Source organism: Nocardioides islandensis (assembly GCF_015352455.1).
Classification (GTDB): Bacteria; Actinomycetota; Actinomycetes; order Propionibacteriales; family Nocardioidaceae; genus Nocardioides; species Nocardioides islandensis.
Map to the genome: position 1 here is coordinate 738,341 of NZ_JADKPN010000001.1, position 12,198 is coordinate 750,538.

At 70.4% G+C, this 12,198-nt stretch carries 11 protein-coding genes; 6 read left to right on the plus strand and 5 right to left on the minus strand.

Annotated features, from left to right (window positions below; all coding sequences use genetic code 11):
• Positions 1-9 precede the first annotated feature (9 nt).
• On the minus strand, positions 10-1,686 hold the full coding sequence (locus tag ISU07_RS03585; protein WP_194705338.1) for a phytoene desaturase family protein: 1,677 nt from the start codon (positions 1,684-1,686) through the stop codon (positions 10-12).
• 96 nt (positions 1,687-1,782) lie between these two features.
• Between ISU07_RS03585 and ISU07_RS03590 the strand changes: the two genes are divergently transcribed.
• The gene (locus ISU07_RS03590; protein ID WP_194705339.1) at positions 1,783-2,433 is read left to right on the plus strand and encodes a TetR/AcrR family transcriptional regulator; all 651 of its coding nucleotides are present in this window, start codon (positions 1,783-1,785) and stop codon (positions 2,431-2,433) included.
• Positions 2,434-2,436: 3 nt separating this feature from the next.
• Here ISU07_RS03590 and ISU07_RS03595 read toward each other — a convergent pair whose 3' ends face one another.
• Positions 2,437-3,582 carry an ABC transporter ATP-binding protein gene (locus ISU07_RS03595; RefSeq protein ID WP_194705340.1) on the minus strand — a complete coding sequence of 382 codons (1,146 nt, stop codon included), beginning with the start codon at positions 3,580-3,582 and terminating at the stop codon, positions 2,437-2,439.
• A complete protein-coding gene (locus ISU07_RS03600) occupies positions 3,582-4,979 on the minus strand; it encodes an aspartate aminotransferase family protein (RefSeq protein ID WP_323742411.1) in 1,398 nt (465 codons plus the stop codon). The genes ISU07_RS03595 and ISU07_RS03600 overlap by 1 nt, the downstream gene beginning before the upstream one ends.
• Before the next feature lie 116 nt (positions 4,980-5,095).
• Here ISU07_RS03600 and ISU07_RS03605 point away from each other — a divergent pair, with 116 nt between their 5' ends.
• Genes ISU07_RS03605 through ISU07_RS03615 form a run of 3 tightly spaced genes read left to right on the plus strand, consistent with a single transcriptional unit; the run spans position 5,096 to position 8,144 of the window.
• Positions 5,096-6,364, plus strand: coding sequence for a polyamine ABC transporter substrate-binding protein (locus tag ISU07_RS03605; protein ID WP_194705341.1), 1,269 nt, complete (start codon positions 5,096-5,098; stop codon positions 6,362-6,364).
• Positions 6,361-7,272, plus strand: coding sequence for an ABC transporter permease (locus ISU07_RS03610; protein ID WP_323742412.1), 912 nt, complete (start codon positions 6,361-6,363; stop codon positions 7,270-7,272). The genes ISU07_RS03605 and ISU07_RS03610 overlap by 4 nt, the downstream gene beginning before the upstream one ends.
• Positions 7,273-7,274: 2 nt before the next feature.
• The gene (locus ISU07_RS03615; RefSeq protein ID WP_194705732.1) at positions 7,275-8,144 is read left to right on the plus strand and encodes an ABC transporter permease; all 870 of its coding nucleotides are present in this window, start codon (positions 7,275-7,277) and stop codon (positions 8,142-8,144) included.
• Between the two features lie 5 nt (positions 8,145-8,149).
• On the opposite strand, the gene ISU07_RS03620 is transcribed toward ISU07_RS03615, so the two are convergent.
• Entirely contained in the window at positions 8,150-8,809 is a 660-nt protein-coding gene (locus ISU07_RS03620; protein ID WP_194705343.1) for a hemerythrin domain-containing protein, read from the minus strand.
• A 140-nt stretch (positions 8,810-8,949) separates the two neighbouring features.
• Here ISU07_RS03620 and ISU07_RS03625 point away from each other — a divergent pair, with 140 nt between their 5' ends.
• Together ISU07_RS03625 and ISU07_RS03630 are read left to right on the plus strand one after the other, a co-directional pair.
• Positions 8,950-10,191 carry an aromatic ring-hydroxylating oxygenase subunit alpha gene (locus ISU07_RS03625; RefSeq protein WP_194705344.1) on the plus strand — a complete coding sequence of 414 codons (1,242 nt, stop codon included), beginning with the start codon at positions 8,950-8,952 and terminating at the stop codon, positions 10,189-10,191.
• Positions 10,192-10,221: 30 nt separating this feature from the next.
• The gene (locus ISU07_RS03630; RefSeq protein ID WP_194705345.1) at positions 10,222-10,686 is read left to right on the plus strand and encodes a VanZ family protein; all 465 of its coding nucleotides are present in this window, start codon (positions 10,222-10,224) and stop codon (positions 10,684-10,686) included.
• Here ISU07_RS03630 and ISU07_RS03635 read toward each other — a convergent pair.
• Positions 10,656-12,068 (minus strand): threonine/serine exporter family protein, encoded by a 1,413-nt coding sequence (locus tag ISU07_RS03635; protein WP_194705346.1) that lies wholly within the window; start codon positions 12,066-12,068, stop codon positions 10,656-10,658. The two genes, ISU07_RS03630 and ISU07_RS03635, sit on opposite strands and share 31 nt — an antisense overlap.
• Positions 12,069-12,198: the final 130 nt, after the last annotated feature.

Below are 12,198 nucleotides of genomic sequence, written 5' to 3' on the forward strand. Positions count from 1 at the left end.
CCGGCCCCCTCACCTGGCACGCCTGCGGAGTCGGTTGCGGATCGACTTCTTGTCGTGGATCGCGGCCTTCGCCGCCTGCCAGCCCGGGATGCCGCAGACGCCGCCGCCGCCGTGAGTGGCGGAGCTGGCGTTGTAGAGGCCGGCGATGGGCGTGCGGTAGTCGGCGTACCCGGGTGCGGGGCGCATGTGGAAGAGCTGCTCGGGCGTGAGCTCGCCGTGGAAGATGTTGCCGCCGATGAGTCCGTACTCCTCCTGCATCTGGTGCGGTCCCACGATGTCACGGTGGGTGACCGATGCGGCGAAACCCGGCGCGACCTGGTCGTAGAGGTCGATGAGCCGGTCGGTGTAGGCCTCGAGCTCCTCGGTGTGCGGCGCCTCGCTCCACTCGTGCGGGACGTACTGCGTGAACAGGCTGAAGATGTGCGTGCCGTCCGGGTTCAGGGTCTTGTCCAGCGACGTCGGGATCACGCCGTCGCTGAAGGGCAGGAGGGCCGGGCGGCCCTCGCGCGCGTCCTGGAACGCCCGCTCGATGAACTCCATCGTCGGTGACATCTCGACCGAGCCGGTGAGGTGCTCGGGGACGCCGCCCCGTGCGTGTCCGGTGTCCCTGTCGGTGTCGGGGATGTCGGTGAACCGCGGCAGCTCGGACAGCGCCAGGTTGATCTTCACCACGCCGGAGCGGGTGTTCCAGCGCTCGATGTCGCGCACGAAGTCCTCGGGCAGGGCGGTGCGCGCGAGCTGGTCGAGGAACGCCGTCTTGGGGTGCAGCGTGGTCACCACGACCGGTGCGCTGAGCTGGTCGCCGTTCTCGAGCGTGACGCCGGTCGCGCGGCCGTTGCTGGTCGTCACCTCCTGCACGCGGGCGTTCGTGCGGACCTCGACGCCGAAGGTGCGCGCGGAGAGCTCGATCGCCGCGGACACCGCACCCATGCCGCCCTCGGGGTAGCCCCACGAGCCCAGCTGCTGGCTGTGCCCGGCGCCGTCACCGACGTCGCCGATCGAGTGGTGGGCCATGACGTACGCCGTGCCCGGCGCGTACGGGCCGGCCCACGTGCCGATCACGCCGTTCACCGCCAGCGCGCCCTTCACCTGCGGCGACTCGAACCAGTCGTCGAGCAGGTCGGCGATGCTCATGCTCATCAGGCGGGTGATGTCGGCGACCATGCGGGTGTCCACGCCGCGGTTCTTCCAGACCAGCCGGCCGAGGTCGGCGAGGTCGGACGGCGAGTGGCTGCCGATGGTCGGCGGCACCCTGGTCAGCAGCGGGCCCATCACCCCGGCGATGCCGGCCAGCCATGCGTTCCACCTCGGCCAGGCCTCGGCGTCCTTCTTCGACCACCGCGCCATCTCGTCGTACGTGCGCGCCTCGTCGTCCTCGTAGATCGTCAGCGAGCCGCCCTCGGGGAACGCCTGGAAGTACGGGCCCATCGGGTGCACCCGGTAGCCGTGCTGGGCCAGCTTGAGGTCCTCGACGATGGTCGGCGGCATCAGGCTCATGACGTACGACAGCCGGGTGACCGACAGGTGTGGTGCGTCCGGCCACGGCTGGTCGGTGGTGGCCGCGCCGCCGGTCTTGTGCCGGCCCTCCAGCACGACGGTCCGGGCGCCCGAGCGCGCGAGGTACGCCGCCGCCACCAGGCCGTTGTGCCCACCGCCGACCACGATCGCGTCGTAGGAGCTCGTCATCGTCCGCCCTTCGGTTCGGGACCACGGAAGCGTTTGACTGACTGTTCAATCTAACGAGGTGATAGCGTCCGTGGCAAGAGAACGGGGGTCGTCCGGATGGCCGAGGCAGCGCCGCAGACCGAGGGCAACGAGGCACGCCGCCGCGCCATGCTGCAGGCCGCGGCCGAGCTGATCAGCGAGCGCGGGTACGGCGACACCCGCATCGCCGACGTGGCCAAGAGGGCCGGCACCAGCTCGGGCCTGGTCATCTACTACTTCGGCACGCGGGACCGGCTCCTCGTCGACGCGCTGCGGTTCTCCGAGGAGTCCTACTACGACGCCGCGTCGCGGCTGCTCGACGAGCAGCGGGACTTCCGGCGCCGGCTCTCGATGCTCGTCGAGTGGTCGTGCGTCCCCGAGCTGCCCGGCGAGGTGCACGGGTCGTGGGGCCTCTGGCTGGACCTGTGGTCGACCGCGCTGCGGCACCCCGAGGTACGTGAGGCCCGCGTCGAGCTCGACAGCCGCTGGCGCGACCTGGTCGAGCGGATCGTCCGCGAGGGCCAGGAGTCCGGCGACGTCCGCGCCGACGTCGGCACCCGCCGGTTCGCGCTGAGCTTCACCGTCGTCCTCGACGGTCTCTCCACGCAGGTCGCCCTCGACGACCCCGAGATCACCTCGGACCTCGCCCACGACATCGCGATGGAGTACGCCGAGCACGAGCTCGGCCTGGCCAAGGGCCCGCGCCGGCTGAAGCCCCGCAAACGCTGACCGTCAGGCGGTGGCCTCGATCTCGACGGGGTCGGGGAGCTTCGCATCGCTGCGCCGCAGGACCTGGACGGCGGACGGGCTGAACCAGCACGCGACCCGCTCGCCGGGCGTGGCGGTGAACGACTTCGGTCCGGCCTGGTTGGCGACCTGGACGAGCAGCACGTGGTCGCTCTGTCCGTCACTGCCGACGTCGACCCGCACCTGGGTGGACGCGCCGAGGTACACGACGTCGAGCACGGTGCCGGTCAGCCGGTTGTGGCCCTGCGGCCCCGGCGCGGTCTCCGCGTCGACCGCGACCCGCTCGGGCCGCACGACGATGGCGGCGTCGCCGCGCGGGCAGTCGTCGGTGACCTCGGCGGCCACGGTCCGGCCGAGCGAGGTGCAGGTGGCGATGCCGGACGACACGTCGGTCACGTGGGCGTCGAAGATGTTGGCGGAGCCGAGGAACCCGGCGACGTACGCCGTTGCCGGACGCGCGTAGATCTCCTCGGGCGCGCCGACCTGCTCGACCTTGCCGTCGGCGATGACCGCGATGCGGTCGCTCATGGTCAGCGCCTCCTCCTGGTCGTGCGTCACGTAGACGAACGTGATGCCGAGGTCGCGCTGGAGCTGGCGGAGCTGGAGCTGGAGGTACTTGCGCAGCTGGGCGTCGAGGGCGCCGAGCGGCTCGTCGAGGAGCAGCACCTTCGGGTTGAGCACGATGGCGCGGGCGAGGGCGACCCGCTGCTGCTGACCGCCGGACAGCTGGGACGGCCGGCGCTTGGCCAGATCGCCGATCCGGGTCACCTCCAGCGACTCGTTGACCCGCTGGTCGACCTCGGCCCTCGGCACGCCCTGGTAGCGCAGGCCGAACGCGACGTTCTCGCGCACCGTCATCAAGGGGAAGAGAGCGTAGTTCTGGAAGACGGTGTTGACCGGGCGCCGGTGCGGCGGCTCCTGCGCCATGTCCTGGCCGTCGAGGAGGATCTGGCCGCTGTCGGGCCGCTCGAAGCCGGCGATCATCCGCAGCGTGGTGGTCTTGCCGCAGCCCGAGGCGCCGAGCAGCGAGCAGAACTCCCCGGCGGGCAGGTCGAGGTCGATGCCGTCGACGGCGACGACGTCGCCGAACGACTTCGTCAGCGAGGAGAGGCGCAGGGCGCCGCCCGTCATCAAGCGGCCCCAGGGGTGGACCCGTGGGTCGAGCGACCCGCGACGGCGGCCAGCCGCCCGAAGTTCGACACGAGCAGGTCGACGTCCTCGTCGGTGTGCTGCACCGACAGCAGCCACTGCTCGACCTTGCCCCACGGCGGCAGGAACACCCCGCCGTTGTGCTGCATCAGCCAGTGCAGGTGGCCCCAGCGGTCGTCGACCTCCAGGAAGTCGCGGTAGTTGCGGACCGGTTCGCCGGTGAACGCGACGCAGCCCTTGGCGCCGACGCTGACGACGCGCCACGGGAGGCCGTTGGCCGCGATGTGGTCCTCGAAGCCCTCACGAGCCCGGGCGGCGAGCGCGTCCAGCCGCTCGTACCCGGCGTCGTTGATCACGTGGGTCAGGTTCGCACGCGTGGCCGCCATCGCCAACGGGTTGCCGTTGAACGTGCCGACCTGCTCGTACCTGCCGTCGCCGATCGCGGACATGATCTCCGCGGTGCCGCCGATCGCCGCCACCGAGATGCCGCCGCCCAGGGCCTTGGCCAGGCAGACGATGTCCGGCGTGACGCCGTACCGGCCGGTCGCGCCGGCGGGCCCGGTCGTGAACCCGGTCTTCACCTCGTCGAAGGTGAGGAACGCGTCGTGGGCGTGCAGCAGCTCCTTGAGCCCGGCGAGGTACCCGTCGACGGGTGGGATGATCCCGGCGTTCATCATGACCGGCTCGAGGATCATGCCGGCGATCCGGCCGTCGTGCTCCTTCAGCACCCGCTCGACAGCGCCCAGGTCGTTGAAGGGCACCAGCACGATCAGGTCCATGATCGCCTGGGGGATCCCGGTGTTGCCGGGGACGCGGTTCGGGGCGTCCGGCGGGCCGACCTCCTCGGGCTCGGGGAGCACCGAGACCTGCACCGAGTCGTGGTGGCCGTGGTAGCAGCCCTCGACCTTGATGACCAGGTCGCGGCCCTTGAGCGCGCGCATCAGGTGGATGGCGTCCATGGTCGCCTCGGTGCCGGAGTTGGCGAAGCGCCACTGCGGCAGGCCGAAGCGGCGGCTCAGCTCGGTCGCCACCCAGATGGCGTCCTCGGTGGGCTGGGCGAAGTGCGTGCCGCGGGTCACCTGGCGGGAGACCGCCTCGACGATGGCCGGGTACCCGTGGCCGGCGATGCACGCGCCGTACCCGCCGTGCATGTCGACGTACTCGTTGCCGTCGACGTCCCACACGTGGGAGCCCTGGCCGTGGCTCATCCACACGGCCTGGGGCTGGGCGATCTGCCAGTTGGAGGTGGCGCCACCCGCCAGCACGCGGCCGGCGTCGGCGATCATCTGGGTGCTGCGCGGCTGCCGCCGCACGAACGCCTCGGACTCTGATGCGAGCAGTGCGTCGACCGTCTGGTCCACGGTCACGGAGGTGGTCACGAGAAGCCTTCCCAGGGTCGCACCCAGTGATTGACTGAGTGTTCAGTTTATGTGACGGTGAGAGTGACCCACAACACCCGCGGAGTCAACTGGGTCACCGACGAACCGGAGGTGGCATGGAGCGAGCCGGTGGTCCCCTGGTCAGGAACCAGGTCGACAGGCGGACCCTGCTGAGGAACGCCGCCCTGCTCGGGATCTCGGTCCCCGCCCTCAGCGCGCTGCTGCAGGCGTGCGCGGACTCGCCGACCGGCTCCGGCGGTGGCGGCGGCGGAGGCGGTGAGGCGCTGAAGATCGCCTCGCCCGACAACCCGGTCACCTGGCCCATCAGCGACGACAACCAGCCGATCGCCGACGGCCTCCAGCCCGAGAAGGGCCCGCTGCTCCTCTACAACTACGCCGACTACATCGGCCCGCAGGTCGTGAAGTCCTTCGAGGCCAGGTACGGCGTCGACGTGAAGGTCTCGACGTTCAACGACACCGACGAGGCCATCACCAAGATCCGCACCGGCGCCGTGCCGTACGACATCTACTTCCCGAGCTACGACCAGATCGCCCGGCTGGTGACCGCCAAGCTCGTCCGGCCGCTCAACCACAGCTACATCGGCAACCTCGGCAACGTCTGGCCGACGTTCCAGAGCCCCTGGTACGACGGCGAGGCGCACTACTCCGTGCCCTACAGCGTCTACACGACCGGCGTCGGCTGGCGCACCGACCTGGTGCCCGACGACGTCGCGGGCCTGGACAACCCGTACGACGCGCTCTGGAACCCGTCGTACCGCGGCAAGGTCGCCGTAATCGACGACTGGCACACCGCGATGGCGATGGTCGCGCTGCGCTCCGGGCTCACCGACGTCAACAGTGGCGAGTCGGCCGACCTCGACAAGATCCAGCAGGGCCTGACCGACCTCAGCAACGCGGTGAAGCCGAAGGTGACGGTGTCGATGTACAACGACCTGCCGTCCGGCCAGCTCGGTATCAGCCAGATGTGGTCCGGCGACGTCGTCAACGCCCAGTACTACCTGCCGAAGGGCACGTCGGTCGACATCCTGCGCTACTGGTTCCCCGAGGACGGCAAGGGCCTGGTCGACAACGACCTGATGATGATCCTGTCCGGCGGCAACAACCCCGTGCTCGCGCACCTCTTCCTCGACCACATGCTCGACGAGAAGAACGCCCTGAAGAACTTCGGGTACATCGGCTACCAGCCGCCGCAGAACGCCATCGACACCGACTCGCTGGTCGCCGACGGCTACCTGCCGGAGAACCTGGCGACCGCCGCGGTGAAGCAGGAGTGGTTCGACGTGGCCTACCGGCTGCTCGAGATGCCGGTCGACGTGGACGCCGAGTGGCACCGCGTCTGGCAGCAGTTCAAGGCCGGCGCGTGAGGAAGGCTGGACGCAAGCCGGGCAACCGGCTGCTCGGCCCGATCCTCGCTTTCCCGGGCGTCCTCTGGCTCCTGCTGTTCTTCGTCGCGCCCCTGTACGTCGTGCTCGCGGTGGTGTTCGGCGGGGTCGACCCCGTGTTCCGCACGGTCATCCCGGTGTGGAACCCGGTCCTGTGGTCCTCCGACCAGCCGTCGTACGTGCTCAGCCACATTGTCGGGCCGGACGGGTTCTTCGGCCCGGCCCTGCTGCGCACGGCGGTCTACGTGTCGGTGGCCAGCGTGCTGTGCCTGGTGATCGCCTTCCCCATCGCCTACTACGTCGCGCGGCTGTCCGGCCGGTGGAAGGGCCTGCTGCTCACCCTGCTGATCGCGCCGTTCTGGATCAGCTACATGATGCGGATGCTGGCCTGGGTGAACCTGCTGGCCAACGACGGCCTGGTGAACCGGATCATCTCGCTCGGCGGGGTCTTCCCCGGCGACACCGAGTGGCTGTCGGGCAAGTCCGTGGTCGTGATCCTCGGGCTCGTCTACGGCTACGTGCCGTACATGATCATCCCCCTGTACGCCGGCCTGGACCGGCTGCCCAGCGAGCTCGTCGAGGGTGCCCGCGACCTCGGCGCCGGCAGGGTGTCGGCGTTCTGGCGGGTCACCTGGCCGATGTCCCGGCCGGTCGTGGTCGCCAGTGTGCTGCTGACCTGCCTGCCGATGCTGGGTGACTACTTCACCAGCGACCTGCTGTCCGGCTCGCCGGCCACCTCCATGGTCGGCAACCTGATCAACGAGACGGTGCTGACCCCCGGCCAGACCGGGCAGGCCGGCGCGTTCGTGCTGCTGGTGCTGATCGTCTCGATCCTGCCGATGCTCTACTACGTCCGCTCGGTCTCGCGCTCGGAAGGCTCGATGGCGTGACCATGCTGACGGCGTGGTGGCGAGACCCGTGGCGCAAGCCGCGCGTGCTCGCGGCGGTGACCATCCTCTACCTGCTGTGGTCTCTCCTTCCCGTGCTCGTGGCGGCGCTCTTCTCCTTCAACGCCGGCCGCTCGCGGACCAGCTGGCAGGGCTTCTCGATGCGCTGGTACTACGGCGACCCCGTCCGCTCGGTCTGGCACGACGACACCCTCCAGACCGCGCTGGTGCAGACGCTGCGGCTCGGTGTGGTGACCACCCTGGTCACGGTGCCGCTCGGCGTCGCCCTGGCGATCGGCCTGCACCGCTGGCGTGGTCGGCTCCCGAACGCCGCCAACTCGATGCTGCTGCTGTCGTTCGTCATCCCCGAGACGCTGCTCGCCGTCGCGCTCCTCCTCGTGGTCACCAACCTGGCGTTGCCCTTCACGCTCGGCACCACCTCCCAGGTCATCGGCCTGGTCACCTTCCAGCTCAGCTATCCGGCCATCCTCGTGAGAGCGCGGCTGGCGACCATCGGGTCGCAGCTCGAGGAGGCCGCGATGGACCTCGGTGCGTCACCCCTCGCCGCGCAGCGGCGGGTGATCCTGCCGATGCTCGTGCCGGCCATCGTGGCCAGCGCCGTGCTCGTGTTCGCCGACGTCATCGACGACTTCGTGATCGTGCGGTACCTCTCCGGCGACGCCTCCACCGAGCCCACGTCGGTGAAGATCTACAACACGGCGCGTGCCGCCCCGACTCCCGCGCTCAACGCCCTGGCGACGCTGATGCTGGTGGCCGCGATGCTCGCGGTCACCCTCGGCTTCCTGCTCTACCGCTGGCTGAGCAAGCGCACGGGCGAGAACGAGTCGATCGGCTCGTTCGCCGGCGAGACCTGATCCGGCTAGCCCCGCAGGTCGGCCACGAAGCCCTGGAACATCGGGCGTCCGGTGCCGGTCCAGAAGTCCCGCACCGGCGGCGGCATGTTGGCCTCCATCGTCTCGTTCTCCGACGGCAGCATCTGCTCCTGGATCAGGCCGATGACCAGCCACGGCTTGTCGCCGGAGAAGTGCTGGAACGCCGTGGCGCTCATCTCGCCCCACTCGGCCACGGTGATGCACTTCCCGATGAGGGGGACGACCTCGGCCTCCTCGTGGTCGAGGTGGGCCAGCAGGATCGTCCCCATGTCGGCCATCGCCGACGTGGCCGCGTCGCGGGCACCCGCGGAGGGCTCCGCCCGCCAGGCAGCCAGTGCCTGCTCGGCGGCACCCAGGGTGCCCAGGACCGCCTCGTGCTCGGCGTTCACCCGGTTGATCACCTCGACGTCGTCGGGCAGGCGCTCGACCATCAACGGGTAGATGGTCAGGTCCTCGGCCTCGTGGTGCGCGTGCAGCAGCCGCAGGACGTTGTCGTAGTAGGTGCCGACGTGCTCGGCACGGTCGGCGTCTTCGACGGGGGCGCCGCCGACGAGGCGGGGCACCGCGTCCAGCGCCTCGCGGAAGATGACGTGGAAGCGGTTCATCGCGGTCGCGTCGGCGAGCGGCGCTTCTGGAGCGGTGGTCATGGGCCGCAGCGTTCTCCTGCTGGGGGCCTCGGTCAAGGAGACACGTCTCAGGTTGCGACAGACTGACTCTGGAGTCAGTAGCGCCTCTGTGGGACCGTAGGTCTGGACCGAACATCACCACCAGAACTAGGATTGACTGTATGTTCAATCAACTCCGCGGAACCCTCGCCCCGCTGCCGGCCGACGCGGTCGCCACGGCGTACGCGCCGTTCGGCTCGTCCCGGATGCTGCCGCGGCCGGCGTACGTCGATCCCGCGGTCTACGACTGGGAGCAGGCGAACATCTTCGCCGGGTGGTCCTGCCTCGGACGCAGCGAGAAGTACGCCGAACCGGGCACCCAGACCTCGATCCAGACCGGTGCGGGCGGCGTCCTGCTCGTGCGCGGTGACGACGGCGTGCTGCGTGCCTTCGCCAACGTCTGCCGGCACCGCGGCCACGAGCTCGTCCCGTGCGGCGTGACCGTCAACAAGCGCTCGATCGTCTGCCCGTACCACGCCTGGAACTACAGGCTGGACGGCGAGCTGCGCAACGCCCCCGGCGGCTTCCGCGACGCGGAGGGCTTCGACAAGACGGAGTTCCCGCTCGCCGAGCTGGGCTGCGTGGAGTGGCACGGCTGGGTCTTCGTCGACCCGAGCGGCGAGGGCGGGTCGTTCACCGACCACGCTGCCGGCCTCGAGCAGGTCGTCGCCAACTACAAGCCCGAGGACCTGGTCACCGTCGCCTCGCACTCGTACGAGCTCGAGACGAACTGGAAGGTGATCATCGAGAACTACCAGGAGTGCTACCACTGCCCGTCGATCCACCCCGAGCTGTGCCGGGTCAGCCCGCCGCAGAGCGGTGAGAACCTCGACCCCGACGGCGAGTGGATGGGCGGCTGGATGGACCTCGACGCCAACGCGACCACGATGTCGCTCGACGGCACCAGCGGCGGCGTCGCGATCCCGGGTCTGACCGACGTCGAGATGCGCACGGTCATGTACGTCGTGGCGTTCCCGAACCTGCTGATCAGCCTGCACCCCGACTACGTCATGACCCACACGCTGCGGCCCGTCGCGGCCGACCGCACGTTCGTCGAGTGCTCGTGGGCGTTCCCGCGCGAGGTCGCCGAACGGCCCGGCTTCGACCCGTCGTACGCCGTGGACTTCTGGGACCTCACCAACCGCCAGGACTGGGCGGCGTGCGAGTCGGTGCAGCGCGGTCTCACCAGCCCGCACGCGAAGCCCGGGCCGCTGGCGCCCGAGGAGGACGGCGTGTACCAGTTCGTGAGCCGCGTGGGTCGCGCGTACGCCGGCCTCGGGCGCGCGGACGACGCCCGACCGTCGATGAAGAGCGAGGACGTGGTCCCGGCGGAGCCCGCCGCCGCGGACGACGCCACCGTCTGACCCTTTGGACCGCTTCTACACACTGGACGGATGCTGCACCGCCATCCGCTGCTGAGCCTGGTGACGCTCGTCTACCTGGCGTTCGTCGGGTGGATCACGCTGACGCCCGGGCACGACGCGCCGACCTCGAGCGCGTTCGTCCAGCGGGTGCTCGACAAGCTGCAGAGCTACGACCGGCTCGCGTGGCTGACCGACACGCGCGCGGAGTTCCTGGCGAACGTCGCGCTGTTCGCGCCCGTGGGGCTGTTCCTGCTGCTCCTCGTCGGCACGAGGTACTGGTGGGTCGCCGCGGCCGTCGCCTTCGCGATGACCAACGCGATCGAGCTCGCCCAGCGGGCCATCCCCGACCGGGTACCGGACGAGCGCGACATCGCCGCCAACACGCTCGGTGCGATGGTCGGGATCGCGGTGGGCGTGGTGCTCACCCTGCCGGCGACACTGCGGCGGGAGCGGCGTACGCGCCTTCAGTCCGCGTCGGCCTCGCGCCTGCGCTGACGCTTGCGCTGGCGACGTCGTGTGCCGCTGGCGCCGAGCACGGTGTACGGGCCGACCAACCGCGGCCCGGCGAGCTTGTTCTCGAGGCGTCGCGCCTCGCGCCGGATCGGCTGGGCGAGGTACTCGCCGAGGATCGCCCCGGAGCTCAGCCCCAGTGCGATCGCGACCGCGGTGACCATCGCCAGCAGAGCGCTCGCCGCGTCGGTGGCGAGCAGGGTGAGCCCGCGGTAGATCGACAGTCCGGGCAGGAACGGCGTGATGCACGCGGCCACCACGACCAGCGAGGGCACCTTCGCCCGGGAGGCCACGGGATAGCTGACCAGGCCGAGCAGCAGCGCGGCGAGCGCCGAGGACCAGGCGATGCCGAAGCCGCGGTCGTACGCCGCGGCGTACACACCGACGGCCACCGCGGCCACCGCCCCGATCGGCGCCAGCGACCGCACCGGCGCGTAGGCGGAGAAGGCGTAGCCGGCCGCCGCCACGGCGCCGCCCACGACCATGACCGGGACGTTCGCGATCGTGTAGGCGCCCGGGTTGACGCGGCCGAGGTCGATGCCCAGCACGTCGGCGACCTGGAGGCCGCCGCTCACGCCCGCCACGACGCCGGAGGTGTTGAGGAAGGCCTCGAGGATGCGCGCGCCCGCGGTCACGGGGAACCCGGTCAGCGCGTCCTGGATCGCGCCGAGGAAGTTCACCCCGGCCAGCAGCATCACGATGCTCGTCGAGATCACCAGGCTCGACGAGACCTCCGCCGGCGTCGCGGTGACCCCGACCGCGATCAGCGTGGCCAGCAGGCCGCCCGCCACCTGTTGGTAGAACGTCGGCAGCCGCCGCTTGCCCATCCGCCGCTGCATCCGGTCGACGAGCATCGCCGCCGCGGCCGACACCAGCACCACCACCCAGTCGCCGCCCAGCAGCGCACCGACGCCGGCGCCCATCACGCCGAGCGCCGCGGTGACCGACCAGCGCGGACGTTGGTGCCCGGTCGAGCTGATCCGGTTGAGGCGCGCCCTGGCCTCCCCGCGGTCGATCCGCCCGGCGACCAGGTCGCGGATGATGTGGTCGACCTCGGTGAGGTCGCCGTAGTCGACCTCGCGATACCTCACCTGGCGGATCTGGATCAGCGCCGGCTGGTCGGGCGAGGACTGCTGGCTCATGGTCAGCTCGGTGAACATCACGTCCGCGGAGTACCCCCGCAGCCCGCACGACCGCGCCACGTTGTTCATCGCCGCGCTCACGTCGCCGGCCCCCGCCCCCGACGACAGCAGCAGCTCCCCGATCCGCAGGGCCAGGTCCATCGTCGCGTTGATCTCGCGGACCTCGCGCGGGTCGCGGTCGTCGCCGCGGTGCTCCTCGTGGCGGTCGGGCGGAGGCGCGTTCATGGCGCGCACAGTGTGTCGTGCCGCGCGCGGTTGTCGCCAATGGCCGTCAGCAAGCGAGAGCAAGGGCCGGGATCGGACACTTCGACCGGCTCGGGCCTACCAAGCCGTCCTGCTGATCGATGACCACCTC